The organism is Bradyrhizobium sp. P5_C12 (assembly GCF_054049735.1).
This window is the reverse complement of sequence record NZ_JBFULU010000004.1, coordinates 40604-65127: the sequence shown is the minus strand read 5'-3', so window position 1 is coordinate 65127 and position 24524 is coordinate 40604. Positions and strand designations below refer to the sequence as shown.

Genomic DNA, 24524 nt, shown 5'->3' with positions numbered 1-24524 from the left:
TTCCATCGCATATGACGACCGAGCTCGCGCGCCGCATCGCTATCACGATCGGCGCGCTGCTTCTTTTCAGGCTCGGCACGCAGATCCCGATCGCGGGACTGGATGTTTCGCGCCTCTCCTCGTTACCCAGCTTGAACGGCCGCCTTTCGCTCTTTGCGCTCGGCCTCATTCCCTATCTGACCGCGGCGATCTTTGTCCGGTTGCTGTCGGTGGTGTGGCGCGGCCTTAGTTCGCTGGAGCGGTCGGGCGAGGACGGCCGGCGAAAAGTCGCCCGCGCCACGCTCGTGCTCACGCTGGCTCTTGCTGCCTTTCAGGCCTACGGCATCGCCTCCGCGCTGACTTCCATTCCGGAGCTCGTCAGGAATCCGGACGGCTGGTTCATGATGACGGCGACAGCCTCGATGGTTGGTGGCGTCTTCGTGCTGGTGTGGCTGAGCGAACAGATTACCCGCTACGGCATTGGCAACGGCCTGGCGCTGATCCTGAGTGTCGGCATACTCGTCTCCCTGCCGCGAGACGTCGCCGGCATCGCAGATGTCGTGCGGAGCGGGGCGGTCTCTGGCAATCTCGTATTCATCCACGCTGTGTTCTGGGTCGTGACCGTCGCCGTCATCGTGCTCGTCGAAGGCGCGCGGCGAAATGTGCGAGTCGAGTTCGGTGCGCTCAATGTCGGCGTACGGCAATTGCCGACGCGCGCCGGCGTGCTGCCGATCAAGCTCAACAGCGCCGGGTTCCTGATTCCAGTCACCGTGGCTCCGTGGATCTTCTTCCTGCCGCTGGCCTTTGCGGGGTTCTTCCTGGGAGGCGATCATCCCCTGGTCGCCGCAGCCCACCGGCACCTCCAGTTGGGGCAGCCGGCGCACATGATCCTCGTGTCGATCGCCGTGTTCGCGCTTGCCTTCGTCTACACTGCCTATGTCCTCGATCCCGAACAGACGGCAAAATCCCTAGTGGCTCGCGACGGCACAATTCCCGGCGTCGCGTCCGGCGAAGCCACGGCCGACTATCTCGATCGCGTCGTGTCATTGACGACGGTCGTCGGAGCCGTCTACCTGACTGCGCTGCAGCTGATTCCAGAGGTCTTCGAGCTTTACGGGATCGGTCTGCCTTATAGTATGGTCGTCGATGGCGGTGCGGCGCTGGTTGTCGTCTGCACTGTTCTTGATATCAAAACACAGGTGCGCGACGTATCGCTCACCAATCCGGGGGGCGTACGCCGATGAGAATTATACTTCTGGGACCGCCGGGGTCGGGCAAGGGGACCCAGGCGCAGCTGCTGGTGCAGCGCTATGGCATCGTCCAGCTCTCGACCGGTGAGATGTTGCGCGCGGCCGTTGCGGCCGGAACGCCGGTCGGGCTGAAGGCCAAGGAGATCATGGCCAGTGGCGGTCTCGTGCCCGACGACGTCGTGGTCGGAATCATCTCCGACCGGATCGACCAGCCGGACGCCAAAAACGGTTTCATCCTCGACGGATTTCCGCGCACCGTGCCGCAGGCCGAAGCCCTGGATGAGCTCTTGAAGCACAAGCACATGAAGCTCGATGCGGTGATTGAGCTTCGCGTCAACGAGAGCGCGCTTTTGAGTCGCGTCGAGACCCGCGTGGCCCAGATGCGGGAGCGCGGCGAGGAGGTCCGGGTCGACGACACGCCGGAGGTGCTGACCAAGCGACTCGCCAGCTACCGCAGCCTGACGGAACCGCTGATTCACTACTATTCCGAGCGGCGGAAGCTCTCGACCATCGACGGCATGATGGCCATCGACGAGGTGACCCGCGCCATCCACCGCCTCCTGCTGGCGCTCGGAGCGATCGAGCCGAAGACGCATGCCAGAAGTGCGGCCAAGGCGGCGCCCGCCAAGAAGGGGGCTAAGAAGGCCAAGGCAGCCAGGACGGCAGCCAAAAAGCCGGCGAAAACGGCCAAAAAGGCTGCCAAATCCGCCAAAAAGGCGGCCAAGACCGCCGTGAAGGGGGCCAAGAAGGCAGCGAAGAAGGCCGTCAAGAAGGCAGCCAAAAAGGCCGCCAAGAAGGCTGTCAAAAAGGGTGCCAAAAAGGCCCCAAAAAAGGTCACGAAAAAGCGAGCTAAACGCTAGCAGCGGTTGACGAAAGCCCCCTGAATCCCTTAATAAGCCCCGCATCCAAGTCGGATAGTTTCAGACGATGCCGGGCCCCAGGAAGACCGGGGGTGGGCGTCGTGTTCGCGTTTGTGAACACCTGCCCGAGAACACAAGCACTTAAAGCCTGGTCCTGACGAGGATCGGCAACAGGAGAGAAGGCCTTGGCCCGTATTGCCGGCGTGAACATTCCCACCAACAAGCGCGTGCTCATCGCGCTCCAGTACATCCATGGCATCGGTCAGAAGATCGCCGGGGAGATCCTGGAAAAGGTGAAGATCCCCGAAGACCGTCGCGTCAATCAGCTCAGCGACGCCGAAGTGCTCCAGATCCGCGAAGTGATCGACCGCGACTATCTCGTCGAGGGCGACCTGCGTCGTGAGGTCGGCATCAACATCAAGCGTCTGATGGACCTCGGCTGCTATCGCGGCCTGCGCCATCGTCGCGGTCTGCCGGTGCGCGGCCAGCGTACCCACACCAATGCGCGTACGCGCAAGGGTCCGGCCAAGGCCATCGCCGGCAAGAAGAAGTAAGTTTTCGAATCCAATCGCGGCGTGTGGCGACAGGGGATGACCCGTTCGCCACGCGCCTTTCGTTCCACAGGTGTAGCCGCTGGCATTACGGCGGCGTTTGAGATCTCCAGGAAAGGTACTCTATGGGCAAGGAAGCCACCCGCGTTCGTCGTCGTGAGCGCAAGAACATCGCCTCCGGCGTCGCGCACGTGAACTCGTCGTTCAACAACACGACCATCACCATCACCGACGCGCAGGGCAACACCATTGCCTGGTCCTCCGCCGGCACGATGGGCTTCAAGGGCTCGCGCAAGTCGACCCCCTATGCCGCGCAGGTTGCCGCCGAAGACGTGTCCAAGAAGGCGCAGGAGCACGGCATGCGCACGCTGGAAGTCGAAGTCGCCGGTCCCGGTTCGGGCCGTGAGTCGGCACTCCGCGCGCTTCAGGCCGCGGGCTTCACCGTCACCTCGATCCGCGACGTGACCACGATCCCGCACAACGGTTGCCGTCCCCGCAAGCGTCGGCGCGTTTGATACGAGGTCGCGGACGCCATTGTCGTCCGCGATGACTTTTCTAAGAAGCCGCGGGTGCGACCCGCGGCCTTTCTCCAACGCCAGTGTCTGCAACGGCAGTTCGACTGGCCTGTATGGGTGAAACAGTGACGATCCAGAAAAATTGGCAAGAACTGATTCGGCCGAACAAGCTCCAGGTGACCCCCGGTAGCGATCCGGTCCGCTTTGCGACCATCGTCGCCGAGCCGCTCGAGCGCGGCTTCGGCCAGACGCTCGGCAACGCGCTGCGGCGCATCCTGCTGTCCTCGCTGCAGGGCGCGGCGGTGCAGTCGGTGCACATCGACGGCGTGCTGCACGAGTTCTCCTCGATCGCGGGCGTCCGTGAGGACGTCACCGACATCGTGCTCAACATCAAGGACATCTCGATCAAGATGCAGGGCGAAGGCCCCAAGCGCATGGTCGTCAAGAAGTCCGGTCCGGGCGTCGTCACCGCCGGCGACATCCAGACCGTCGGCGACGTCGTGGTGCTCAATCCGGACCTGCAGATCTGCACGCTGGACGAGGGCGCCGAGATCCGCATGGAGTTCACGGTCGCGACCGGCAAGGGCTATGTCCCGGCCGAGCGCAACCGCCCCGAGGACGCGCCGATCGGCCTGATCCCGGTCGACAGCCTGTTCTCGCCGGTCCGCAAGGTCTCCTACAAGGTCGAGAACACCCGCGAGGGCCAGATCCTCGACTACGACAAGCTGACCATGACGATCGAGACCAACGGCGCGATCTCGCCGGATGACTCGGTGGCTTACGCCGCCCGCATCCTCCAGGATCAGCTCAACGTGTTCGTCAATTTCGAAGAGCCGCGCAAGGAAGTCGCCCAGGAGATCATCCCGGACCTCGCCTTCAACCCGGCCTTCCTCAAGAAGGTGGACGAGCTCGAGCTGTCGGTGCGTTCGGCCAACTGCTTGAAGAACGACAACATCGTCTACATCGGCGACCTCGTGCAGAAGTCGGAAGCGGAAATGCTCCGCACCCCGAACTTCGGCCGCAAGTCGCTGAACGAGATCAAGGAAGTGCTGGCCCAGATGGGTCTGCACCTCGGCATGGAAGTGCCGGGCTGGCCGCCGGAGAACATCGACGAGCTCGCCAAGCGCTTCGAGGATCACTACTAAGCTTTTGTCGTTCCGGGGCGATGCGACAGCATCGAACCCGGGACCTCGAGATTCCGGGTTCGGCTCTGCGAGCCGCCCCGGAATGACGACCGGGCGAACGCAGGCAGCCCACCTGAGCAACATGTCCGACGAACCGTCGCGGCAGTTTTTACGTAAGGAATAGACACATGCGTCACGGCAAGGTTCATCGGAAGCTCAACCGCACCGCCGAGCATCGCAAGGCGATGTTCGCCAACATGTGCGCCTCGCTGATCAAGCACGAGCAGATCGTCACCACGCTGCCGAAGGCCAAGGAACTGCGTCCGATCGTCGAGAAGCTCGTCACCCTCGGCAAGAAGGGCGGCCTGGCCATGCGCCGCCAGGCGATCTCGGAGATGCGCGACAAGGATCAGGTCAGGAAGCTCTTCGACACGCTCGCCACCCGCTACAAGGACCGCCAGGGCGGCTACACCCGCATCATCAAGGCCGGCTTCCGCTACGGCGACAACGCGCCGATGGCCGTGATCGAGTTCGTCGACCGCGACGTCGATGCCAAGGGCCAGGACTCCGGCCCGGTGCAGGAAAAGGAAGCCGACGCGGCGTAAGCCGTTTCAGCAGGTACGGAATTGAAAGCGGCGCCCTCGGGCGCCGCTTTTGTTTTGGGGCTGGCGAAGATCCGACAGACTATTCTTCCTTGATCCCCGCCCTTTGCGCGATCTCCTTCATCTCGGCGGTCTCCTTGCCGATGGCTCCTGCCCAATCGCTGTAGCGCATGAAGCCCGGTTCGAAGCCGACCTTGGTGAAGCGCTCGATGACGGAAGGGCTGTTGATGATCTCCTCCAGCGTCGCCGACAGCTTGTCGCGAACGGCCGGCGGCAGCCCTTTGGGCGCGACCACCGCGCCCCAGGACGCGAAGTCGATGTTGCCATAGCCGAGTTCGGCGAGCGTCGGCACGTCGGGCAGGTAGGGCGTGCGCTTGCCGGAGAACACCGCGAGCACCTTGACGGTGCCCGCCTCGATCTGCGGCTTCACGGCGATCACGGTGTCGACGTGGTACTGAATGTGCTTGCCGATGAGGTCGTTCATCGCCGGGGCACTACCCTTGTAGGGCAGGTGGACCATCTTGACCCCGGCACTCGACTTGAACAGCTCGCCGGCGAAATGCGAGACGGTCGCGACGCCGAACGATGCGAGCGACAGCTTGTCGGGATTGGCCTTCGCCTCGGCGACGAGCGAGGCCACGTCCTTGACCGGATTGTCGTTGTAGGTGACCAGCGCCAGCGTGATCTTGCCGACCTGGCCGAGCGGCTCGAAATCCTTGGCCGCGTCGTAAGGCACGCTTTCCTTCACGGCTGCCGGCAGCGTGAAGCTCGAGTTTGAGCTGAAGAACAGGGTGTATCCGTCAGGCGCCGAGCGCGCGACCTCCTTGGCCGCGATCGTGGTGCCGCCCCCGGGACGGTTCATGATGATCACGGGCTTGCCGAGCCGCGTCTCCAGTTCGCCGCCGATGATGCGCGCGACCACGTCGGAGGCGCCGCCCGGTGGGAAGGGGACGATCAATTGCAACGATTTCTCCGGATAGACCGCTTGAGCCGGCGCGGGCGAATTAGCCCCCATCAAGCCGACCAGTCCGAGGATAATCGTGAGAGCCGTACGCTTCATCGCATAGTTCTTCCGTGTTCACATGAGTAGCCGTGCTGCTAGCAATAATCGTTCCAGCCGCGGTTCAGGCAGGGTGTCTACGTTGTCGCAGGAAAAGTGCCAGGCGTCTCACTGATTGGTGAGCGCCGATTGCGGCCCGATCCGCCGCGCCCGATATCCCATTATCGATCCGATGGAGATACTACATGAACATAGACCTTTCCGGAAAAACTGCCCTCGTGACCGGCTCGACCGCCGGCATCGGCCACGCCATTGCAAAAGGCCTTGCCGGCTCGGGCGCGAGCGTGGTGATCAACGGCCGTGGCCAGGACAAGGTCGATGCGGCCGTACGCAAGCTGGAAGGCGCGGGGGCTAAGGTTCGCGGCATCGCCGCCGACGTCTCGACCGCTGCAGGCTGCAAGGCGCTGGTGGCGGCGCTGCCGGAGGTCGACATCCTCATCAACAATGCCGGCATCTTCGAGCCTAAGGAGTTTTTCGACATCCCGGACGAGGACTGGACGCGTTTCTTCGAGGTCAACGTGATGAGCGGCGTGCGGCTGTCGCGCGCATACATGAAGGGCATGCTCAAGCGCAACTGGGGCCGTGTCGTCTTCATCTCATCCGAGTCCGGGCTCAACATTCCCGTCGAGATGGTTCACTACGGCATGACCAAGACCGCCCAGCTCTCGGTCGCGCGCGGGCTGGCGCAGCTCACCCGCGGCACCGGCGTCACGGTCAATTCGGTGCTGCCGGGTCCGACCATGTCGGAAGGCGTCGAGACCTTCGTCAAAGATCTCGCCAAGCAGAACGGCCAGTCGGTGGATGAAGCCGCGGCCAATTTCGTCAAGCAGCATCGCCCGAGCTCGTTGTTGCAGCGCTTTGCCAGCGTCGACGAGATTGCCAATATGGTGGTCTATGTTGCGTCGAAGGAGGCGTCCGCGACCAATGGCGCGGCGCTGCGCGCGGAAGGCGGCATCGTCAATACCATCGCTTGAGGCGATGCGCATGCCAGCCTATGTGATCTCCGAGGTCGAGGTGCGCGATCAGGCGATGATGGAAGCCTATCGCGCGCTTGCGGCGCAGACTATCACGCGATATGGCGGCCGCTACCTCGCGCGCGGCGGTGCTGCCGAGGTGGTGGAGGGCGGCCCGCCGCCCAAGACCATCATCATCGTGGAATTTCCATCGATGGCGCGGGCACGCGAATGGTACGCCTCGGCCGAATATGCCGAGGCGCTGAAGCTGCGGCGGACGGCGCTGGAGCGGCGGCTGATGTTCGTCGAGGGTGTGACGCCGTAGCGAGTCTCGTCATGGCCGGGCTTGTCCCGGCCATCCACGCATCACCGCGTATGAGGATGGACGTGGATGCCCGGGTCAAGCCCGGGCATGACGGAGCCTTTGGCTGCTACCACCCCTCCAGCACGATCTTGCCGCGCGATTTGCCGCTCTCGAGCAACGCATGCGCGCGCTTGAGGTTGGCCGCGTTGATGGTGCCAAGGGTCTGGTCGAGCGTGGTGCGCAGCACGCCCTTGTCGATGAGGTCGGCGACGTCGTTGAGCAGATGATGCTGCGCGATCATGTCGGCGGTCTGGAACGAGGACCGCGTGAACATCGATTCCCAGTGCACCGAGATCGCCTTGCCCTTGAACGTGCTCGCGGCGAACTCCAGCGGATCGTCGATCAGGCCGAACTTGCCCTGCGGCGCCATGAACTCGGCGATCGCCTTGTAGTGCTGGTCGGTGAAGGTGAGGCTCGCCACCAGCGCGACCGGCGGCAGCTTGAGCTTCTCGATCTGCTCCTTCATCGGCTTGCCGTGGTCGATCACGGCATGCGCGCCGAGGTCGAGGCACCATTTTTGCGACTCCGGCCGCGTCGCGGTGGCGAGCACCGTCAGCCCGGTGAGGCGGCGGGCGAGCTGGATCAGGATCGAACCGACACCGCCGGCGCCGCCCGTGATCAGCAGCGTGCGCGGATCGACGCTCTTGCCGGGCACCGCGCCGAGGCGATCGAACAGCAGCTCCCATGCGGTAATGGAGGTGAGGGGGAGGGCGGCTGCCTGCGCGAACGACAGCCTCTTCGGCTTGTTGCCGACGATGCGCTCGTCGACCAGGTGGAATTCGGAGTTGGTGCCCTGGCGCAGGATCGAGCCGGCGTAAAACACCTCGTCGCCCGGCTTGAACAGCGTCACATCGGGCCCGACGGCATCGACCACGCCGGCTGCATCATAACCGAGGATCTTCACCTCGCCCTCGGGCGGAGCGGCGCGCTTGCGCACCTTGTAATCGACCGGATTGGCCGAGATCGCCTTCACGGCGACACGGATATCGCGCCCTTTGGGCTCGGGCTTTGCGGTCTCGAAATCGATCAGTGAATCCACATCCTCGATCGGAAGCGATTTTTTGTAGCCGATGGCCTTCATGGCTTGTCTTCTCCATCAGATGGCGCGCAGCTCGTGATGTGCGCCCGCCGCTGTAACTGTCCCGCTAGCGCCCATTTGGCAAGTACTGTAAATTGAGGGATATAGTCCCTGTTTGGATACTATTGGGAAAACACGCATGAAACGGCGCGACTTCACCCGTCGTCCCGGCTGCTCGGTCGAGGCGACGCTGGATCTGATCGACGGCAAGTGGAAGGGCGTGATCCTCTACCACCTCCAGGACGGCACCCAGCGCTTCGGCGAATTGCGCCGCCGGATGCCCGGCATCACCCAGCGCATGCTGACCAAGCAGCTTCGCGCGCTCGAGCAGGACAAGCTCGTCATCCGCAAGGTCTATGCTGAAGTGCCGCCGCGGGTGGAATATTGCCTCTCCGAGCTCGGCGAGAGCCTGCGGCCGGTCATCGATATTCTCAAGGCCTGGGGTGAGAGCCACCAGGAGCGGCTGTCCTGCGCGCCGGCGCCGGACGCGGAGCCGGCCAAGAAGCCAAAACGCGCGGCGTGATCGCAGAGAAGCGCGTGCCGCATTTTCGCTGCCGTCCCGGGCTCGCGCTTTCGCGCGCCCGGGACGACAAGTGAGTGGTGCGGAGGCAGATCGCCTCAGAACGCGAACTGCGTGCGCATCGCGATGGCGTCGTACTTCGAGCCGACATCGGCGGTGGAGACCGGCGAGGCCTGCTTCGACACCGTGCCATGCAGATAATCGAGCATGAAGCGGACGTTGCCGTTGACGTACCAGTTGAGCGCCAGCGTGTAGACCGTCTGCCGGCCGCCGGCGATGCCGTTGGCGGTCGCGAGCTGGTTGTTGAGGTCGACCGTCGAGAAGCGCCCCGCGATTTCCCACGCGCCCCAGCCGCCGCCGTCGAGCGAGAACGGGTGCGCCGGCTTCACGCCGGCATAGGCCGCGTTCGCCGCATTGTAGCTCCGGCCTTCGCCGGTCAGCACATAGCCGGCCTGCGCATAGCCGCCCTGGAATTTCAGGCTCGGTGCGCCGACCAGGGGCACGCTGGTGTTGGCGGTGCGGTCGATGTTGTACCAGAAGTACTCGCCTTGGACGATGAACGGCCCATAGGTCGCTGCCGCTTCGACGCTGTAGACCTGCGCGCCCGAGACGTTGGGGATCGCACCGGTCGAGACCAGCGCCGTCGGGTCGAGGCGCAATTCCGGCCGGTCGCTGAGCGTGAGCGTTTGCGTGTTGGCGATCAGGTTGCGCGGCGGCTGGATCAGCCACTCCGCGTCGGCGCCGATATGCACCGAGTAGTCCTTGCCGCTGATCGGGTTGCCGGCGATACGCGCCACCGCGCCATACTGCTCGCTCGTGCCCGCCGGCGCGGCGCTCGAAGCGGAGTGGATCGCGCCTGTCGCAGGTCCCGTGACGTAGCCGCCGATCCACAGCTGGTCGGTGAACCAGCGCGTGCCAACGGCGGAGCGGAAATCGCCCGCGGCAATGTTGGTGGCGATGATGCCGGACGAGGCGCGCTCCATGAACAGGGTGTCATTGGAGCTCGTGGCTTCATCGAGCGTGTAGGGCAGGTCCATGACGCCGATTTCGACGGCCATCTTGCCGCCGAACGGCTTCAGGCCGGTGTAGCTGAGATAGGCGTTCTCGATGCCGGAGACGGCGCCGCCGGGCAGCGATCCCGGAGCTGCGCCGCCAAATCCGTCGGACGCGCCGCCGAAATCGTAGATCAGCGCGTAATTCCAGTCGTCGAGGAATTTGCCGGTGACGCCGATGCGCGCGCGGCGGACGTTCTGGCCGCTGTCGAGCTTCTGCGGGACCGTGGCCGCGGTGTTGGGACGATAGTCGTAGCCACCGACATCGTAGTGCAAGCGGCTGGCGATCGCGACGCAGTTCGCCCCATCGGCGGTGCAAATGGTCGGCCGGTTGTTCGGCATCGTCACGACGACGCCGGACGCAGGCGCCGGCCCCTTGAGCGGGATCGCCGCGTTCGCATTGGCGACGACCGCCTTCGCCTCCGAGCGCGCCTCGGCCTTTGCTTCGGCCTTGGCTTCCGCTTTGGCCTTCGCCGTGGCCGCCGTGTTCGCGGCGGTCTGGCTCTGGAGCTTGTCGAGCTTCTGCTCCAGCAACTTCAATTGCTGCTTCAGCAGTGCGATCTCCTGTTCACTGCTGCTTGCCGATTGAGCCTGGGCCTGCGAGGCCGCCAGCGCGCCGGCGAGCCCAATCGCCGCGGCTGCAATTCTTGTCCTGCTCACGTCACGCCTCCATCATTTGACGAACTTCCCCAAGTCTTAGGCGGAGAGCCTAGGAACGATCGATGACTGCCCCGCGACGGCGCGCTTCGGTTGCTTGGTTCCCACTGGTGCAAATTCGCCGCAACCGAATCCACCACGGGATAGAATGCTGGATGGTGCGCGTCATGCCAATCTGTGGTGCCCGGCGGTTTGCGATTTCGCACGGAGGCTTGCATTCCGGTGACACCCGGAAGGGGGTGAATATTGCCGTCTGGCGCCCTTCTATTGGCGGGCGAAGGCGCCTATATTCCGGCGTCTTTTCCGAGAGGTAGGAATGTTTCGATCGACCCGGACCGCCGTCGTCACGGCATTGTGCATAGCGTTTTCGGCCCACTTCAATCCGGCTGCTGCGCAGGACCGCCGTGTCCCGTCGTCGCCGGCCGAGCTGCGGCTGTCCTATGCGCCGATCGTGCAGCGGGTGCAGCCGGCGGTGGTCAACGTCTATGCCGCCAAGGTGGTGCAGAACCGCAATCCGCTGCTCGATGACCCGATCTTCCGCCGCTTCTTCGGCGTGCCGGGCCAGCAGCCCGAGCAGATGCAGCGCTCGCTCGGCTCCGGCGTCATCGTCGATGCCTCCGGTCTCGTCGTCACCAACGTCCACGTCATCGAGGGCGCCGACCAGGTCAAGGTGTCGCTGTCGGACAAGCGCGAGTTCGAGGCCGAGATCCTGCTGAAGGATCCGCGCACCGACCTCGCGGTGCTGCGCCTCAAGGACACCAAGGAAAAATTCCCCACCCTCGACTTCACCAACTCCGACGAGCTTCTGGTCGGCGACGTCGTGCTCGCGATCGGCAATCCCTTCGGCGTGGGGCAGACCGTGACCCACGGCATCATCTCCGCGCTCGCGCGCACGCAGGTCGGCATCACCGACTACCAGTTCTTCATCCAGACCGATGCGGCGATCAATCCAGGCAATTCGGGCGGTGCACTGGTCGACATGAGCGGCAAGCTCGCCGGCATCAACACCGCGATCTATTCGCGCTCCGGCGGCTCGCAGGGCATCGGCTTCGCGATCCCCGCCAACATGGTCCGCGTCGTCGTCGCCTCCGCCAAGGGCGGCGGCAAGGCCGTGAAGCGGCCATGGCTGGGTGCGCGGCTGCAGGCGGTGACGCCCGACATCGCCGAGAGCCTCGGCCTGCGCTCGCCGACCGGCGCGCTGGTCGCAAGCGTGGTCGCCAACGGTCCCGCCGCAAAGGCCGGGCTGAAATCCTCCGACCTGATTGTCACGATCGACGGCCAGACCGTGGACGATCCCAATGCCTTCGACTATCGCTTCGCCACCCGTCCGCTCGGCGGCACCGCGCAGATCGACGTGCAGCGCGGCGGCAAGCCGGTCAAGCTGACGGTGGCGCTGGAGACGGCGCCCGACACCGGCCGCAACGAGCTCGTCATCACCGCCCGCTCGCCGTTCCAGGGCGCAAAGGTCTCGACCATCACCCCGGCGGTCGCCGACGAGCTGCATCTCGACGCCGACACCGAAGGTGTCGTGATCACCGATATCGGCGGCGATACTGCGGCTGCGAATGTCGGCTTCCAGAAGGGCGACGTCATTCTGTCGGTCAACAACCAGAAGATCAGCAAGACCGGCGACATCGAGAAAGCGGCCGGTGAACGCCAGCGGATCTGGCGCATTACGCTGGTGCGCGGCGGCCAGCAGATCAACGTCACGCTCGGCGGATGAGTCCAAAGCGACCACAGGAGACGCCGACTCTCTTTGCCGCGGCGGGGCTCGACCACGACGCTCCGCATCCGCTGCCGGACCGCCTGCGTCCGCGTGCATTGTCTGAGGTCGTCGGCCAGGACCATATTCTCGGGCCCGACGGCGCGCTGACGCGCATGCTGGAGACGCGTACGCTGGGCTCGCTGGTGTTCTGGGGCCCGCCCGGCACCGGCAAGACCACGGTGGCGCGGCTGCTCGCGGATGCGACCGACCTGCATTTCGAGCAGATCTCCGCGGTGTTTTCCGGCGTCGCCGATCTCAAGAAGGCCTTTGACGCCGCCCGCGCCCGCCGCGAGATGGGCAAGGGCACGTTGCTGTTCGTCGACGAGGTGCACCGCTTCAACCGCGCCCAGCAGGATTCGTTTCTGCCGGTGATGGAAGACGGCACGGTGGTGATGGTCGGCGCCACCACCGAAAACCCGTCCTTCGAGCTCAACGCGGCGCTGCTGTCGCGCGCCCGCGTGCTGGTGTTTCGTTCGCTCGACGCAGACGCGATCGAAAAGCTGTTCGCGCATGCCGAGGCAGTCGAGGGCCGAAAGCTGCCGCTCGATGCCGAGGCGCGCGCCGTGCTGGTGCGCATGGCCGACGGCGACGGAAGGGCATCGCTGACGCTCGCCGAAGAGGTCTGGCGTTCGGCGCGGGCGGATGAGATTTTCAATGCCGCGCAGTTGCAGGATATCCTGCAGCGCCGTGCGCCGATCTACGACAAGTCGGCCGACGGCCATTACAACCTGATCTCGGCGCTGCATAAGTCGGTGCGTGGCTCCGATCCCGATGCCGCGCTGTATTATCTCGCGCGCATGCTCGATGCCGGCGAGGACCCGCTGTTCCTGGCCCGCCGCGTCGTCCGCATGGCGGTCGAGGACATCGGGCTCGCCGACCCGCAGGCGCTCGTCATCGCCAATGCCGCGAAGGACGCCTTCGACTTCCTCGGCCATCCCGAAGGCGAACTCGCCATCGCGCAGGCCGTGGTCTATCTCGCCACCGCCCCGAAATCGAACGCGGTCTACACCGCCTTCGGCACGGCGATGCAGGTCGCCAAACAGGCCGGCTCGCTGCTGCCGCCCAAGCACATCCTCAATTCGCCGACCAAGCTGATGAAGTCGGAGGGCTACGGCTCCGGCTACGCATATGACCACGATACCGCCGACGCCTTTTCGGGGCAGGACTACTTTCCGGAAGCCCTGGGCCGGCAGACCTTCTACGACCCGCCCGAGCGCGGTTTTGAGCGGGAGATCCGGAAGCGGCTGGATTACTGGGCGAAGCTGCGCAAGGAGCGGGGCGGAAAATAGGGCTTCTGAAACCAGCAGCATGAGTACATTTACGGTTTACGTAACACGTAAATCTTGCTACTCGGCTGAGGAAATCCCATGCCTCATACATCGACACATCCCGGCGAGCATCTTGCCGAAGAGCTGCGAGAGCTCGGCATAACGGCCGCGGAGCTGGCGCGTCAGATCGATGTGCCAGTGAATCGCATCACCGGCATCATCAACGGGCAGCGCGGCATTACCGCGGATACGGCGCTGCGTCTTGGTCATTGGTTCGGTACGAGCCCGCAATTCTGGATGAACCTGCAACAGCAATATGAGCTGCGGCTGGCCGAGAAAGAGGTGGGCGCGCAGGTTGCGTCGCTGCCCCGCCGCGCCAACGCGCAGTCGACACGAAAGCTTGGAAAAACCGCATGAGCCGCCGCATCAAGAGAATGAACCCAAAGCCTCGCGAGCGCGACGAGCGCAAGGAGGGGCGTCCGTTCAAGGCGCGCGGTGCGTCAAAGGCCGGCCCGCGGCCGGGCGGCAAGCCCGGCAGCCAGCCGCCGCGCTTTGCGGCCGAGCGCGCCGAGCGGCGCGCGCCTAAAACGGCGCCGGAAACGCCCGCGCCGGCAAAACCCGTCGAGGCGCTGCTGCCGACCAAGGTGCAGACGGTCAAGGTCACGGCGGACGAGAACAACATGCGCGTCGACCGCTTTCTGGAAGCGCGCTTTCCCGGCCTGTCGTTCTCCCACATCCAGCGCGTCGTGCGCAAAGGCGAGCTGCGCGTCGACGGCAAGCGGGTCGACAGCAAGGATCGTCTGGAAGAGGGCCAGAGCGTCCGTATTCCGCCCTTGAAGCTCGATACGCCGAAAGCGCCGAGTGCGCTCTCGGAAGCCGCGCAAAAAACGCTCCAGACGCTGAAGGAGATGACGATCTACGAGGATGACGACGTCCTCGTGCTGAACAAGCCGGCCGGCCTTGCCGTGCAGGGCGGCTCGGGCATGACGCGGCACATCGACCAGATGCTGGAGGTGATGCGCGACGCCAAGGGCCAGAAGCCGCGCCTGGTGCACCGCATCGACAGGGAGACATCGGGCTGTCTGCTGGTCGCGAAGACACGCTTCGCCGCAAGCCATCTGACCGGCGCGTTCCGCTCGCGGTCGGCGCGTAAAACCTATTGGGCGCTGGTGCCGGGCCTGCCGAAGCCGAAGCAGGGCCGCATCTCGACCTTCCTTGCCAAAGAGGAGAGCGAAGACGACACCATCATGCGCATCGCCGCGCATGGCGACGAGGGCGCGAGCCATGCGGTGACCTATTACGCGGTGGTCGAGACCGCCGGCAACAAGCTCACCTGGGTGTCGCTGAAGCCTGTCACTGGCCGCACGCACCAGCTCCGCGCGCACATGGAGCACATCGGCCACCCCATCATCGGCGATCCCAAATATTTCAACATCGAGAACTGGTCGCTGCCGGGCGGGCTGCAAAACCGGCTGCATCTGCTCGCGCGCCGGATCGTGATCCCGCATCCGCGCGGCGGCGTGATCGACGCCACGGCGCCGTTGCCGCCGCACATGCAGCAATCGTGGAACCTGCTCGGGCTCGATGCGAGCCGGTTCGATCCGATCGAGAACGCGCCTGAGGAGTAGGGGTTTCCGCGATGTCGTCCCGGCGAAGGCCGGGACCCATACCGCGGAATCTATCCGGAGCGTGCGGTGTTCGTACCGGCGAACGATTTCCAACTGCTGGCCTTCGCCAAAGTTCTGCTGCGGAGTATGGGTCCCGGCCTTCGCCGGCCTTCGCCGGGACGACGCCCGTGGTTGTGTCGCCGTCCACACACCCCCACTCAATTCCGAAACTGCTCCAGGAACATCCGCAAGGAGTCATGCGGGCTCTCGACGTCCGTGATCAGCCAGCCCTCGGGACCGTTCACCTGCCGGCCGCGATTGTCGAAATTCGCCGCGACATAGGTCTTGTCATATTGCTTGCGGACGACCGCGATCGCGACCGGGCCGAGCTTCCAGGTCGGGCTCTGCACCAGGAAATCGTAGGGCTCGACCCTTGGCGCGGACCACACCTTGCGCAGGCTGGGATCGAAGAATTGCCGGGCGGTCACAGCGTCGCGCGGCAGGCCCTTTGACAGCTCCGGTGCGCCTGCGCCGTAATGGGCATAGACGTTGCGGACCAGCGATTCCGGGGTGCGAAAGCCGGCCTCGGCCGCGGCCAGCCAGAGCCCGGCGAACATGGCCATAAGGCCCCCAAGTTCCCTCATGCCTCCGCTCGCTTTATCGGCTACCGGATTTATCTTACAAGCCTAGCATTGAGCGACCGGGGCCGAAAACCGCATGCGTGAATTGTTCGATGAAGCCGCGGGGCAGTCGCCCCTCGACCCGCAGGAGGCGGTCCGCCAGGCCTCGCGCGTGCCGTTGCGCAAGCGCTTCTACAAGGAAGTGGGGGTGGCCGAGGCCGAGGGCGGTTTCGCCATCACGCTCGACGGCAAGCCGATCCGGACGCCCACCGGGCGCCAGGTGGCGATCCCCTCGCGAGATCTCGCCGATGCGGTGGCCGCGGAATGGGCGGATCAGAAAGAGACGCTCAATCCCGTCACCATGCCGCTGACGCGGATCGCCAACAGCGTGGTCGAGGGTGTCGTGGATCGCGTCGAACTCGTGGCCGACGATCTCGCAAAATACTTCGAGTCCGACCTGTTGTTCTATCGCGCCGGCCACCCGGAGGGGCTGGTGGCCCGCGAGGCCGCGCATTGGGATCCCGTGCTGTTCTGGGCCGCCGAGACGCTGGGGGCGCATTTCATCCTGTCCGAGGGCATCATGCATGTGAAGCAGCCCGACGAGGCGGTCGCGGCGGCACGCGCTGCGCTGCCCGGAGATCCCTGGTCGGTCGCGGCGCTCCACGTGGTCACGACGCTCACCGGCTCGGCGCTGCTGGCGCTGGCGCTGGCCCACGGCGTGCGCGACGCCGACCAGGTCTGGGCGGCAGCCTATGTCGACGAGGACTGGAATGCCGAAAAGTGGGGGGTGGACGAGGAATCGACCGCCCGCCGCGCTGCCCGGCTGAGGGACTTCAAGGCTGCCGTCGCGATCCTGGCGGCGGTCAAGCCGCCCGCGGCCAAAGGTCCTTAACGAGAGGTTTACGACGCCGGCGTTAGGGTGGCCCGTGCTCCTGGGCCCCTGAGATGCCGACGCCGATAAGCTCGATCCTTCCCGTCAGCGCTGCCAGCCCCGTAGCTGATGCGGCGACGCCTGACCTCGTGCTTCAGGCCGGCAGCGTCGTCGACGCCAAGGTGATCGGCGTGCTCGCCGACAATCTGGTGCGAATCGCGATCGCCAACCTCTCCCTCGACGTGATGTCGGAGGTGGCGCTGACGCCGGGCCAGAATCTCCAGCTCGCGGTGTCGCAGAACGACGGCACGATCCGGCTCGCAATCGTCAACGGGGCAGGCGAGGCGGCCGCCGATCAGATCACGCTGACGCCGGGTGCGGCGTCGCTCGTGGACAGCCCGCCGCTTGCGCCGTCCGCGACCGCGGCCCGCAATCTCCTGACGCCGTCCGAGCAGGTGGCCGTGACAATGGCCTCGGCCGAGGCCGTGACCAAGCAGGGCAGTCAGGCGCCGCTGTTTGCCGATCTTGCTTCGGTTGTGACCGGCAGCAACCTGCCGGCGGGGCTGAAGCAGGCGATGCTGGATGTGATCGCGCAGCAGACGCCGCTCAATGCTGGACTCGACGGCGCCGATATCGAAACCGCCTTCCAGAAGTCGGGGCTCTTTCTCGAGGCATCGCTCGCCGCCGGCGCGCCGCTGTCGTCCGGCACGGTCCCGGACCTGAAGGCGGCGCTGCTTGTGCTGCGACAGACGCTGGCTGGGCTCGAGACCGGTGCGCCGCAGACGCCGGTAGCCGCGCTTTCAACGAGCGCTGCGGCAGCGTCGCAGGCAGCTCAAGTTGCCGGCGAGACAGCGCAGGCGGCATCGCCGTCGCCCGACGCGGAGATCGCCCAACCGGCGCAACTGCCACGCGGTGCTGCGCTTGCGGCTGCCGTGCTGGCAGACGTGGCGGGTGAAACGCTGCAGGCGCCGACACCGCGGACCATGTCTGCCGGCCTCGCCGCAAGCCTGCTGCAAGAGCTCACGCAAAACCTGCCGCGCATGACCGGCAATGTGCCGGGCTCCAACAAGGCGGTGCCTGACGGCCACGTCTTCGACACGGCCGCGCGCACGACCACGCCGCCGCCGTTCCGGGGCGCGCTGCCGTCGCCGCAATCCATTGCCTTGCCGTCGCTCACGCCGGATACGCCGCTCGCCGCGACCGTGCATCGCCTGCTCGACGGCATCGATGCCGCGATCGCGCGCCAGACCTTGCTGCAAGTCGCCTCGCTTCCCGATCGCGTCGATGCCAGCGGTCATCGCATCGACCCGGCCGTGGCGCAGTGGAATTTCGAGATTCCGTTCTTGACCCCGCAGGGGACCGCGATGGCGCAGTTCGAGATCTCGCGCGACGGCGGCAACGAACCGGCCGATCCCGCCAAGCGCGCCTGGCGCGCGCGCTTCTCGCTCAATGTCGAACCGGCCGGCCCCGTGCACGCGCTGATCACGCTCAACGGCGACAAGACCTTTGTGCGGATGTGGGCGGAACGGCCGGCGACCGCCGAGCGGCTCCGCGCCGGCATCGGTGAGCTGAGCCGGGCGATGACCAGGGCCGAGCTCAAGCCCGGCGACATCGTCGTGCGCGACGGCACACCGCCGCAGCCGGCCCCGGCCCGCGCCGGGCACTTCCTGGATCGCGCCACATGAGCGAGGAATCCAAGCTCGCAATCGCGCTGCATTACGAGAAGGGCAGCAACGCGCCGGTGGTCGTCGCCAAGGGCAAGGGCACGATCGGCGCAAAGATCGTCGAGATCGCAAAAGCTCACGACATCCCGATCGAGGAGAACGAGGTTTTGGCCGGCGCGCTCTCCAAGGTCGAGCTCGGCGAGGAGATCCCGCCGGACCTCTACAAGGCCGTCGCCGAAGTGCTGGTGTTCGTACTGCGGCTGTCGGGCCGGGCGCGGTAGCACGCTGTCATCGTTTCACCATGATAGCGGCTGCATGGTCGCCGCCAATGTCATCGTTCAACGGACACCGCCCGTGCTCACCCGCCGTTCCACCCTCGGCCTTCTCGCCGCAGCCGCTATCCTGCCCTCGCGCGCGCTTGCTGTCGTCGCGCCGCCTCGTAACGAAATCCGCGACAGCCTGGCAAAGCGCTTCACCGATCTCGGCACGGCCGGCACTTTCGTCGGCTACAAGGTCGAGGACTATCTGATCGTCGCGAGCGACAGGGAGCGCTCGGGGGAAGCGAAGCTGCCGGCGTCCACCTTCAAGATCCCGAACTCGCTGATTGCGCTGGAAACGGGCGTTGTCGCCGATCCCAACAAGGACGTCTTTCCCTGGGACGGCGTGAAACGTCCGATCGAGGCCTGGAACAAGGACCACACGCTGCGCAGCGCCATCGCGGTCAGCGCGGTGCCGGTCTATCAGGAGATCGCGCGCCGCATCGGCGCGGAGCGGATGCAGAAATATGTCGATCTGTTCGACTACGGCAATCGCGACATCGGCGGCGGCATCGACCAGTTCTGGCTCACCGGCGCCTTGCGTATCGATCCCATCGAGCAGATCGATTTCGTCGACCGGCTGCGCCGCCGCGCGCTGCCGATCTCCAAGCGGAGCCAGGATCTCGTGGCCGACATCCTGCCGGTGACCAAGGTCGGCGACAGCGTCATCCGCGCCAAGTCCGGCCTCCTGGGCGCCGAGCGCGGCGAGCCGTCGCTCGGCTGGATGGTCGGCTGGGCCGAGAAGGGCGAGGCGCACACCGTGTTCGCGCTCAACATGGATTGCAAGGAGCCGCGTCTGGTCGGCGAGCGCATGCCGCTGACGCAAGCCTGCCTTGCCGATATCGGCGCGATCTAGCGCCACTTTTCTGGCGCGCGCCGCGCCGCTCGACTAGCATCCTTGCGACCAAGCAAGAAAAAAGGTCGGGAGGACAACAATGACTTCAACGCCGCTCTGGCTGTCGTCGCTCACGCTTGCCGCAGCTAGCGGCTGGCTCGCCGCCACCATGTTTGCAGCACCCGCCACCAGCAAGACGCCGCGCTTTCCGCAGTTGACCATGGACCAGCTCGACGAGAAGCAGAAGCCGCTCGGCGAGCAGATCATGAAGGTGTCGAGCGTCGGCATCGGCGGGCCCTACAATCCGATGATCCGCAGCCCCGTGCTCGGCCAGCGCCTGTTCGACCTGTTCTATTATCTGCGCTGGCAGACCTCGGTGCCGGTCAAGCTCAACGAGTTCGCGATCCTGGTGATCGGACGGCAGTGGCGCTCGCAGGTCGAGTGGTTCGCCCACGCCCCGCTCGCCGCGAAGGCGGGCCTGTCGGCCGACATCATCGCGGAGCTGAAGGCGAACAAGCGGCCGTCGAACATGGCGGAGGACGAGGCGGTGGTCTACGATTTCGTCACCGAGCTCACCACGACCAGGAAGGTCTCCGACGAGACCTATGCGCGCGCGAAGAAGGTGTTCAACGATCAGCAGATCGTCGACCTCACCGCGGTTGCCGGCAATTACGTGATGGTCGCGATGCTGCTCGCCATGGCCGAGGAGACGGTGCCTCCGGACAAGCAGGAGCCGTTCAAGCCCGGCGAGCCGTAAGACTCGTCATTGCGAGGAGCCCGCGACAAAATTGCGATACCGTAGGGTGGGCAAAGGCGCGCAGCGCCGTGCCCACCATCTCTCGACACCGTGGTCTTGCATTTGGTGGGCACGCTTCGCTTTGCCCACCCTACTGCATCGGTGCAGGCTGGGCAGTCTCAGCCCAGCTTGAACAGCGCCTGCAAAAACTCCTCCACGGACTTGCGCGACTCCGCGGCAGTCGTGGGATTGCCGCCGACATGCGGGTTGAGCTCGACACAGCCGTCCTTGTAGGTGAAGGGGGCTTGCGTGCTGGCGTTCATCAGCACGCCGCCGTCGGCTTCCTTGATCTGGCAATTGCGCACGGTCTGCGCTTTGGCGGAGACAGCCACGGTGCTGACGCCGAGCAGGCCGCTGTCAAACCCGTGCGCGCTGTCGGGATATTCCGTCAGCACCACGTCGCGCTTGGCCTCCTTGAGCCGCTCGACGAAGGCCTTGCAGCTCTTCACGGGATTATAATCGTCCGGCGTGCCGTGGAAGATGCGGATCGGGCGCGCCGCGACCTCCGTGTCGCCCTGATAGGTCGTCGAGCAATCCGGATAGAACGGGATGTAGGCCGCGAACTGGACGCCGGACTTGTTCCAGAGCTTGTTGAAGCGGTCGAGGCTCGCATAGAGCGTCGCCTGGCCGCCGCGCGAAAATCCCATCAGCACGATGCGGTCAGGGTCGACGCGCGGATGCTTCGCCAGGATCTCCAGCGAGCGGTAGATGTCGAGGATCAGATTGTCCGCGCGCTGTCAGTTTTGACGCGCATACGCTCAGGCGGAATCGGCGGTCTTCTTCGCCGTCAGCGCCTGGTCGATGGCGAAGCCGCCGATCTCGCTCATGGCCTGCGAGATCACGTCGCCCTTGCGGGCAAAGCCGTTTGAGAGGAAATCGAACTGCGTGCGCGCAAGCCGCAGCACCTCGATCGGCACCGAGACCACGGTCTCGTTGAAGCTGTCGACGGAGGCACGCAGCGTATCGAGCTCGGTCGTGAGCTTGCCGATATGGCTTTCCGCATCCCGCATCAGGCCGAGCAGCTTGCCGCGCTCGGCATCGAATGCCGCGCGCTCTGCCGCTTGTGCCGCGGTCACGTCCGCGAGCTGCGCCCGCAGCGCCTCGATCTGGCTGACCATGGCGTCGGAGGCAAGCTCGGCAGCCTCGCGCAGCTCGACATGGCGTGTGTTCTCTTCATGCTGCTGGTGATAGAGCCGCTCGGCTGTCATTGCCCGCTGCGCCAGCGATTCGATCAGCGCGGCGGCGCGCAGCAGCATCTCGCCGTTCCGCCCCGACACCATGCTGGCCATGCGCCGCAGGAAGTCGACGGTTTCGGACGATGAGCTCGGCGGCAGGGGGACGACTGTCGCGGACATGAGGGTGATGCTTGCAGCCAGACGTGATGACCGCCGCCGTACTGACTTGGCTCACGCAACATTCGGCGCCTGATCGCAAGCTGCAGCAAGCCTGAATCGGCTGACCCGGTCAACTGGCTGCGCGGCAAATACGGTCTCGTAGCCCGGATGGAGCGAAGCGAAATCCGGGACAGGGCAGGGTGGGGACGACCCCGGATTACGCGGAGCCTGTCATCGGGCGGCGCTTCGCGCCGACCCGTTGGCTCCATCCGGGCTACGCAGTCAGCCGAGGCGGCCGCCAAATTTGGGGTCAAGCGTCCTTCTGCCGCCCGATCCGCCCGAGATGGGTGAAGCCGAAGCCGGCCGAATATTTCAGGCCATAGCCCAGCGCCCGGTCGATGCCGATATGGGCGAGCCAGATCAAGGCGATGGACAGGGTGAGCGGCGAGGCGAAGCCGAAGCCCAGCGTCAGCAGCGCGACCGGCGCCATGTAGCTGTGGGCGGCGTTGTAGACCATGGCCCCGAACTTCGCGTCCGACAGGTAGGCCAGGAAGCTCAGATCGGGGACGAAGAAGAGCAGGGCGAACACCAGCCAGGACCCATCCCAGGCCCAGTAGAGCATCACCATCCCCACGAACAGGGTCAGGCCCTCCAGCCGCAGCAGGATCTTGACGCCGCCGGTCGCCGCGCCCGTCTCGGCCGTTGCTTCATCCATCGTCACCTCCCAGGCAAAACTCTGTAATTCCTTGCGCTTTCCCGCTGCGGCAAGGCAGCCCTGCGGCGCCGAAAGCCGCTTCCCGGCCCGCAAAATGCCGTGTTAGAACCCCCGGCAATCGCATTTAGGCTAAGAACTGGCGGGAGCAAATGAAGAATATCCTGGACGCCCTTGAAGACCGTCGCGCCGGCGCCAAGCTCGGTGGCGGGGAGAAGCGCATCGAGGCGCAGCACGCCCGCGGCAAGCTGACCGCGCGCGAGCGCATCGAGCTCTTGCTCGACAAGGGGTCGTTCGAGGAATTCGACATGTTCGTCGAGCACCGCTCCACTGAGTTCGGCATGGAGAAGACCAAGGTGCCCGGCGACGGCGTCGTCACCGGCTGGGGCACCGTCAACGGCCGCAAGACGTTTGTCTTCGCCAAGGATTTCACCGTGTTCGGCGGCTCGCTGTCCGAGACCCACGCGCTGAAAATCACAAAACTTCAGGACATGGCGATGAAGGCGAGGGCGCCCATCATCGGCCTCTATGACGCGGGCGGCGCCCGCATCCAGGAGGGCGTCGCGGCGCTCGCCGGCTATTCCTACGTATTCCGCCGCAACGTGCTCGCCTCCGGCGTGATCCCGCAGATCTCCGTCATCATGGGCCCCTGCGCCGGCGGCGACGTCTATTCGCCGGCCATGACCGACTTCATCTTCATGGTGAAGAACACCAGCTACATGTTCGTCACCGGCCCCGACGTGGTGAAGACGGTGACCAACGAGGTCGTCACCGCCGAGGAGCTCGGCGGCGCGTCCGTGCACGCCACGCGCTCCTCGATCGCCGACGGCGCCTTCGAGAACGACGTCGAGACGCTGTTGCAGATGCGGCGCCTGATCGACTTCCTGCCCTCCAACAACACCGACGGCGTGCCGGAATGGCCGAGCTTTGACGACATCGGCCGCGTCGACATGTCGCTCGACACGCTGATCCCCGACAATCCGAACAAGCCCTACGACATGAAGGAGCTGATCCTGAAGGTCGTGGACGAGGGCGACTTCTTCGAGATCGCGGACGCTTTTGCCAAGAACATCGTCACCGGCTTCGGCCGCATCGCGGGGCGCACCGTCGGCTTCGTCGCCAACCAGCCGATGGTGCTGGCCGGCGTGCTCGACAGCGATGCATCGCGGAAAGCGGCGCGCTTTGTTCGTTTCTGCGATGCCTTCAACATCCCGATCGTCACCTTCGTCGATGTGCCGGGCTTCCTGCCCGGCACCGCGCAGGAATATGGCGGCCTGATCAAGCACGGCGCAAAACTGCTGTTCGCCTACTCGCAGTGCACCGTGCCGCTGGTGACCATCATCACCCGCAAGGCCTATGGCGGCGCCTTCGACGTCATGGCGTCCAAGGAAATCGGCGCCGACATGAACTACGCCTGGCCGACCGCCCAGATCGCGGTGATGGGCGCCAAGGGCGCGGTCGAGATCATCTTCCGCAGCGACATCGGCGACCCCGACAAGATCGCCGCCCGCACCAAGGAATACGAAGACCGTTTCCTGTCGCCGTTCATCGCAGCCGAGCGCGGCTACATCGACGACGTCATCATGCCCCACTCGACCCGCAAGCGGATCGCGCGGGCGCTGTCGATGCTGAAGGACAAGAAGGTGGAAACGCCGGCGAAGAAGCACGACAATTTGCCGTTGTAGAAAGAGGCGTAGGGTGGGTTAGGCGAAGCCGTAACCCGCCGGCTGAACCGACCACGCGTCAAGACCTCGGTGGGTTACGCTACGCTAACCCACCCTACGGGTTCGATCTCACTCCCATGTCCGAAGACGATCCGACCGACGAAATCTCACAGATCGAAGCCCGGATCGAGGCGCTGGCCGAGATCGCCGAGCGCTGCCGGAAGTACATTCTGGCGTCCAAGATCGCGATCGGCGGCGGTGCGGCGCTGCTGTTGATCACGATCCTCGGACTGTTCGGGACAGGTCTGACCGCGGCGCTCGGGTCGATCGCCTTGGTGCTCGGCGGGATCGTGTCGCTCGGCTCGAACATCAGCACGTTGCAGCAAACCGAGAGCGCGATCGGCGCCGCGGAGGCGCTGCGGTCTCAACTGATCAACAGGATCGACCTTCGCGTGGTCGCCGATGCGCCGATGAAGCTGGTGTGACGTGCCGCTTGGCGGGCGCCA

General features: G+C 65.2%; 26 protein-coding genes and 1 pseudogene. 20 read left to right on the top strand and 7 right to left on the bottom strand.

Going from position 1 to position 24524, the window contains the following annotated elements; all coding sequences use genetic code 11:
* Positions 1-11 precede the first annotated feature (11 nt).
* The 6 genes from ACXJMY_RS04680 to rplQ all read left to right on the top strand — a co-directional run bounded on the left by ACXJMY_RS04680 (position 12) and on the right by rplQ (position 4884).
* The gene (locus ACXJMY_RS04680; protein WP_456618159.1) at positions 12-1223 is read left to right on the top strand and encodes a preprotein translocase subunit SecY; all 1212 of its coding nucleotides are present in this window, start codon (positions 12-14) and stop codon (positions 1221-1223) included.
* On the top strand, positions 1220-2089 hold the full coding sequence (locus tag ACXJMY_RS04675; RefSeq protein WP_456618158.1) for an adenylate kinase: 870 nt from the start codon (positions 1220-1222) through the stop codon (positions 2087-2089). The genes ACXJMY_RS04680 and ACXJMY_RS04675 overlap by 4 nt, the downstream gene beginning before the upstream one ends.
* Positions 2090-2274: 185 nt before the next feature.
* Positions 2275-2643, top strand: coding sequence for a 30S ribosomal protein S13 (gene rpsM, locus ACXJMY_RS04670; protein WP_014494511.1), 369 nt, complete (start codon positions 2275-2277; stop codon positions 2641-2643).
* Positions 2644-2765: 122 nt separating this feature from the next.
* Positions 2766-3155, top strand: coding sequence for a 30S ribosomal protein S11 (rpsK, locus tag ACXJMY_RS04665; protein WP_007603045.1), 390 nt, complete (start codon positions 2766-2768; stop codon positions 3153-3155).
* A gap of 113 nt (positions 3156-3268) precedes the next feature.
* Entirely contained in the window at positions 3269-4300 is a 1032-nt protein-coding gene (locus ACXJMY_RS04660) for a DNA-directed RNA polymerase subunit alpha (protein WP_456618157.1), read from the top strand.
* A gap of 167 nt (positions 4301-4467) precedes the next feature.
* Positions 4468-4884: a 50S ribosomal protein L17 gene (gene rplQ, locus ACXJMY_RS04655; RefSeq protein ID WP_456618156.1), complete on the top strand. Its 417-nt coding sequence runs from the start codon at positions 4468-4470 to the stop codon at positions 4882-4884.
* 79 nt (positions 4885-4963) lie between these two features.
* Here the strand turns inward: rplQ and ACXJMY_RS04650 are convergent, their stop codons facing one another.
* Positions 4964-5941 carry a Bug family tripartite tricarboxylate transporter substrate binding protein gene (locus tag ACXJMY_RS04650; protein ID WP_456618155.1) on the bottom strand — a complete coding sequence of 326 codons (978 nt, stop codon included), beginning with the start codon at positions 5939-5941 and terminating at the stop codon, positions 4964-4966.
* Between the two features lie 185 nt (positions 5942-6126).
* Between ACXJMY_RS04650 and ACXJMY_RS04645 the strand changes: the two genes are divergently transcribed.
* A complete protein-coding gene (locus tag ACXJMY_RS04645; protein ID WP_456618154.1) occupies positions 6127-6915 on the top strand; it encodes an SDR family NAD(P)-dependent oxidoreductase in 789 nt (262 codons plus the stop codon).
* Positions 6916-6925: 10 nt separating this feature from the next.
* A complete protein-coding gene (locus tag ACXJMY_RS04640) occupies positions 6926-7219 on the top strand; it encodes a DUF1330 domain-containing protein (protein WP_456618153.1) in 294 nt (97 codons plus the stop codon).
* A gap of 106 nt (positions 7220-7325) precedes the next feature.
* On the opposite strand, the gene ACXJMY_RS04635 is transcribed toward ACXJMY_RS04640, so the two are convergent.
* Positions 7326-8339: a zinc-binding alcohol dehydrogenase family protein gene (locus ACXJMY_RS04635; protein WP_456618152.1), complete on the bottom strand. Its 1014-nt coding sequence runs from the start codon at positions 8337-8339 to the stop codon at positions 7326-7328.
* Positions 8340-8475: 136 nt separating this feature from the next.
* Here ACXJMY_RS04635 and ACXJMY_RS04630 point away from each other — a divergent pair, with 136 nt between their 5' ends.
* Positions 8476-8859, top strand: coding sequence for a winged helix-turn-helix transcriptional regulator (locus tag ACXJMY_RS04630; RefSeq protein ID WP_456618151.1), 384 nt, complete (start codon positions 8476-8478; stop codon positions 8857-8859).
* 95 nt (positions 8860-8954) lie between these two features.
* On the opposite strand, the gene ACXJMY_RS04625 is transcribed toward ACXJMY_RS04630, so the two are convergent.
* Positions 8955-10568 (bottom strand): OprO/OprP family phosphate-selective porin, encoded by a 1614-nt coding sequence (locus tag ACXJMY_RS04625; RefSeq protein WP_456618150.1) that lies wholly within the window; start codon positions 10566-10568, stop codon positions 8955-8957.
* Between the two features lie 313 nt (positions 10569-10881).
* Here ACXJMY_RS04625 and ACXJMY_RS04620 point away from each other — a divergent pair, with 313 nt between their 5' ends.
* From ACXJMY_RS04620 to ACXJMY_RS04605, 4 genes are all read left to right on the top strand, one after another.
* Positions 10882-12288 (top strand): DegQ family serine endoprotease, encoded by a 1407-nt coding sequence (locus ACXJMY_RS04620; protein WP_456618149.1) that lies wholly within the window; start codon positions 10882-10884, stop codon positions 12286-12288.
* Complete coding sequence (locus ACXJMY_RS04615; RefSeq protein ID WP_456618148.1) at positions 12285-13619, top strand: replication-associated recombination protein A; 1335 nt, start codon at positions 12285-12287, stop codon at positions 13617-13619. The genes ACXJMY_RS04620 and ACXJMY_RS04615 overlap by 4 nt, the downstream gene beginning before the upstream one ends.
* Positions 13620-13697: 78 nt before the next feature.
* On the top strand, positions 13698-14015 hold the full coding sequence (locus ACXJMY_RS04610; RefSeq protein WP_456618147.1) for a HigA family addiction module antitoxin: 318 nt from the start codon (positions 13698-13700) through the stop codon (positions 14013-14015).
* Entirely contained in the window at positions 14012-15226 is a 1215-nt protein-coding gene (locus ACXJMY_RS04605; protein WP_456618146.1) for an RluA family pseudouridine synthase, read from the top strand. Before ACXJMY_RS04610 ends, ACXJMY_RS04605 begins: the two co-directional genes overlap by 4 nt.
* A gap of 197 nt (positions 15227-15423) precedes the next feature.
* Here ACXJMY_RS04605 and ACXJMY_RS04600 read toward each other — a convergent pair whose 3' ends face one another.
* Entirely contained in the window at positions 15424-15849 is a 426-nt protein-coding gene (locus ACXJMY_RS04600; protein ID WP_456618145.1) for a hypothetical protein, read from the bottom strand.
* 73 nt (positions 15850-15922) lie between these two features.
* On the opposite strand from ACXJMY_RS04600, the gene ACXJMY_RS04595 reads away from it, so the two are divergent.
* From ACXJMY_RS04595 to ACXJMY_RS04575, 5 genes are all read left to right on the top strand, one after another.
* The gene (locus ACXJMY_RS04595) at positions 15923-16717 is read left to right on the top strand and encodes an ATP12 family chaperone protein (protein ID WP_456618144.1); all 795 of its coding nucleotides are present in this window, start codon (positions 15923-15925) and stop codon (positions 16715-16717) included.
* 53 nt (positions 16718-16770) lie between these two features.
* Positions 16771-18381: a flagellar hook-length control protein FliK gene (gene fliK / locus ACXJMY_RS04590; RefSeq protein ID WP_456618143.1), complete on the top strand. Its 1611-nt coding sequence runs from the start codon at positions 16771-16773 to the stop codon at positions 18379-18381.
* Entirely contained in the window at positions 18378-18641 is a 264-nt protein-coding gene (locus tag ACXJMY_RS04585; RefSeq protein WP_456618142.1) for an EscU/YscU/HrcU family type III secretion system export apparatus switch protein, read from the top strand. Before fliK ends, ACXJMY_RS04585 begins: the two co-directional genes overlap by 4 nt.
* A gap of 34 nt (positions 18642-18675) precedes the next feature.
* Positions 18676-19533 (top strand): penicillin-binding transpeptidase domain-containing protein, encoded by an 858-nt coding sequence (locus ACXJMY_RS04580; RefSeq protein WP_456618141.1) that lies wholly within the window; start codon positions 18676-18678, stop codon positions 19531-19533.
* Between the two features lie 79 nt (positions 19534-19612).
* The gene (locus ACXJMY_RS04575) at positions 19613-20269 is read left to right on the top strand and encodes a carboxymuconolactone decarboxylase family protein (protein ID WP_456618140.1); all 657 of its coding nucleotides are present in this window, start codon (positions 19613-19615) and stop codon (positions 20267-20269) included.
* Between the two features lie 158 nt (positions 20270-20427).
* Here ACXJMY_RS04575 and ACXJMY_RS04570 read toward each other — a convergent pair.
* The 3 genes and pseudogenes from ACXJMY_RS04570 to ACXJMY_RS04560 all read right to left on the bottom strand — a co-directional run.
* Positions 20428-21033 (bottom strand): annotated as a pseudogene (locus tag ACXJMY_RS04570) (dienelactone hydrolase family protein); the annotation flags it as partial.
* A 33-nt stretch (positions 21034-21066) separates the two neighbouring features.
* Positions 21067-21663, bottom strand: coding sequence for a hypothetical protein (locus ACXJMY_RS04565; RefSeq protein ID WP_456618139.1), 597 nt, complete (start codon positions 21661-21663; stop codon positions 21067-21069).
* A 289-nt stretch (positions 21664-21952) separates the two neighbouring features.
* A complete protein-coding gene (locus tag ACXJMY_RS04560; protein ID WP_456618138.1) occupies positions 21953-22357 on the bottom strand; it encodes a DUF4260 domain-containing protein in 405 nt (134 codons plus the stop codon).
* A gap of 149 nt (positions 22358-22506) precedes the next feature.
* On the opposite strand from ACXJMY_RS04560, the gene ACXJMY_RS04555 reads away from it, so the two are divergent.
* Together ACXJMY_RS04555 and ACXJMY_RS04550 are read left to right on the top strand one after the other, a co-directional pair.
* Positions 22507-24039 (top strand): acyl-CoA carboxylase subunit beta, encoded by a 1533-nt coding sequence (locus ACXJMY_RS04555; RefSeq protein WP_456618137.1) that lies wholly within the window; start codon positions 22507-22509, stop codon positions 24037-24039.
* A 116-nt stretch (positions 24040-24155) separates the two neighbouring features.
* Positions 24156-24503, top strand: coding sequence for a hypothetical protein (locus tag ACXJMY_RS04550; RefSeq protein WP_456618136.1), 348 nt, complete (start codon positions 24156-24158; stop codon positions 24501-24503).
* Positions 24504-24524 lie beyond the last annotated feature (21 nt).

Excerpts from the sequence above, each read along its gene's own strand:
- rplQ (WP_456618156.1), top strand. The coding sequence starts at position 4,468 with ATGCGTCACGGCAAGGTTCATCGGAAGCTCAACCGCACCGCCGAGCAT.
- ACXJMY_RS04660 (WP_456618157.1), top strand. The coding sequence starts at position 3,269 with ATGGGTGAAACAGTGACGATCCAGAAAAATTGGCAAGAACTGATTCGG.
- ACXJMY_RS04550 (WP_456618136.1), top strand. The coding sequence starts at position 24,156 with ATGTCCGAAGACGATCCGACCGACGAAATCTCACAGATCGAAGCCCGG.
- ACXJMY_RS04585 (WP_456618142.1), top strand. The coding sequence starts at position 18,378 with ATGAGCGAGGAATCCAAGCTCGCAATCGCGCTGCATTACGAGAAGGGC.
- ACXJMY_RS04605 (WP_456618146.1), top strand. The coding sequence starts at position 14,012 with ATGAGCCGCCGCATCAAGAGAATGAACCCAAAGCCTCGCGAGCGCGAC.
- ACXJMY_RS04555 (WP_456618137.1), top strand. The coding sequence starts at position 22,507 with ATGAAGAATATCCTGGACGCCCTTGAAGACCGTCGCGCCGGCGCCAAG.
- ACXJMY_RS04595 (WP_456618144.1), top strand. The coding sequence starts at position 15,923 with ATGCGTGAATTGTTCGATGAAGCCGCGGGGCAGTCGCCCCTCGACCCG.
- ACXJMY_RS04640 (WP_456618153.1), top strand. The coding sequence starts at position 6,926 with ATGCCAGCCTATGTGATCTCCGAGGTCGAGGTGCGCGATCAGGCGATG.
- ACXJMY_RS04650 (WP_456618155.1), bottom strand. The coding sequence starts at position 5,941 with ATGAAGCGTACGGCTCTCACGATTATCCTCGGACTGGTCGGCTTGATG.
- ACXJMY_RS04565 (WP_456618139.1), bottom strand. The coding sequence starts at position 21,663 with ATGTCCGCGACAGTCGTCCCCCTGCCGCCGAGCTCATCGTCCGAAACC.
- ACXJMY_RS04580 (WP_456618141.1), top strand. The coding sequence starts at position 18,676 with ATGGTCGCCGCCAATGTCATCGTTCAACGGACACCGCCCGTGCTCACC.
- ACXJMY_RS04680 (WP_456618159.1), top strand. The coding sequence starts at position 12 with ATGACGACCGAGCTCGCGCGCCGCATCGCTATCACGATCGGCGCGCTG.
- ACXJMY_RS04610 (WP_456618147.1), top strand. The coding sequence starts at position 13,698 with ATGCCTCATACATCGACACATCCCGGCGAGCATCTTGCCGAAGAGCTG.
- ACXJMY_RS04615 (WP_456618148.1), top strand. The coding sequence starts at position 12,285 with ATGAGTCCAAAGCGACCACAGGAGACGCCGACTCTCTTTGCCGCGGCG.
- ACXJMY_RS04620 (WP_456618149.1), top strand. The coding sequence starts at position 10,882 with ATGTTTCGATCGACCCGGACCGCCGTCGTCACGGCATTGTGCATAGCG.
- ACXJMY_RS04645 (WP_456618154.1), top strand. The coding sequence starts at position 6,127 with ATGAACATAGACCTTTCCGGAAAAACTGCCCTCGTGACCGGCTCGACC.
- ACXJMY_RS04600 (WP_456618145.1), bottom strand. The coding sequence starts at position 15,849 with ATGAGGGAACTTGGGGGCCTTATGGCCATGTTCGCCGGGCTCTGGCTG.
- ACXJMY_RS04575 (WP_456618140.1), top strand. The coding sequence starts at position 19,613 with ATGACTTCAACGCCGCTCTGGCTGTCGTCGCTCACGCTTGCCGCAGCT.
- fliK (WP_456618143.1), top strand. The coding sequence starts at position 16,771 with ATGCCGACGCCGATAAGCTCGATCCTTCCCGTCAGCGCTGCCAGCCCC.
- rpsK (WP_007603045.1), top strand. The coding sequence starts at position 2,766 with ATGGGCAAGGAAGCCACCCGCGTTCGTCGTCGTGAGCGCAAGAACATC.
- ACXJMY_RS04675 (WP_456618158.1), top strand. The coding sequence starts at position 1,220 with ATGAGAATTATACTTCTGGGACCGCCGGGGTCGGGCAAGGGGACCCAG.
- ACXJMY_RS04560 (WP_456618138.1), bottom strand. The coding sequence starts at position 22,357 with ATGGATGAAGCAACGGCCGAGACGGGCGCGGCGACCGGCGGCGTCAAG.
- ACXJMY_RS04630 (WP_456618151.1), top strand. The coding sequence starts at position 8,476 with ATGAAACGGCGCGACTTCACCCGTCGTCCCGGCTGCTCGGTCGAGGCG.
- ACXJMY_RS04635 (WP_456618152.1), bottom strand. The coding sequence starts at position 8,339 with ATGAAGGCCATCGGCTACAAAAAATCGCTTCCGATCGAGGATGTGGAT.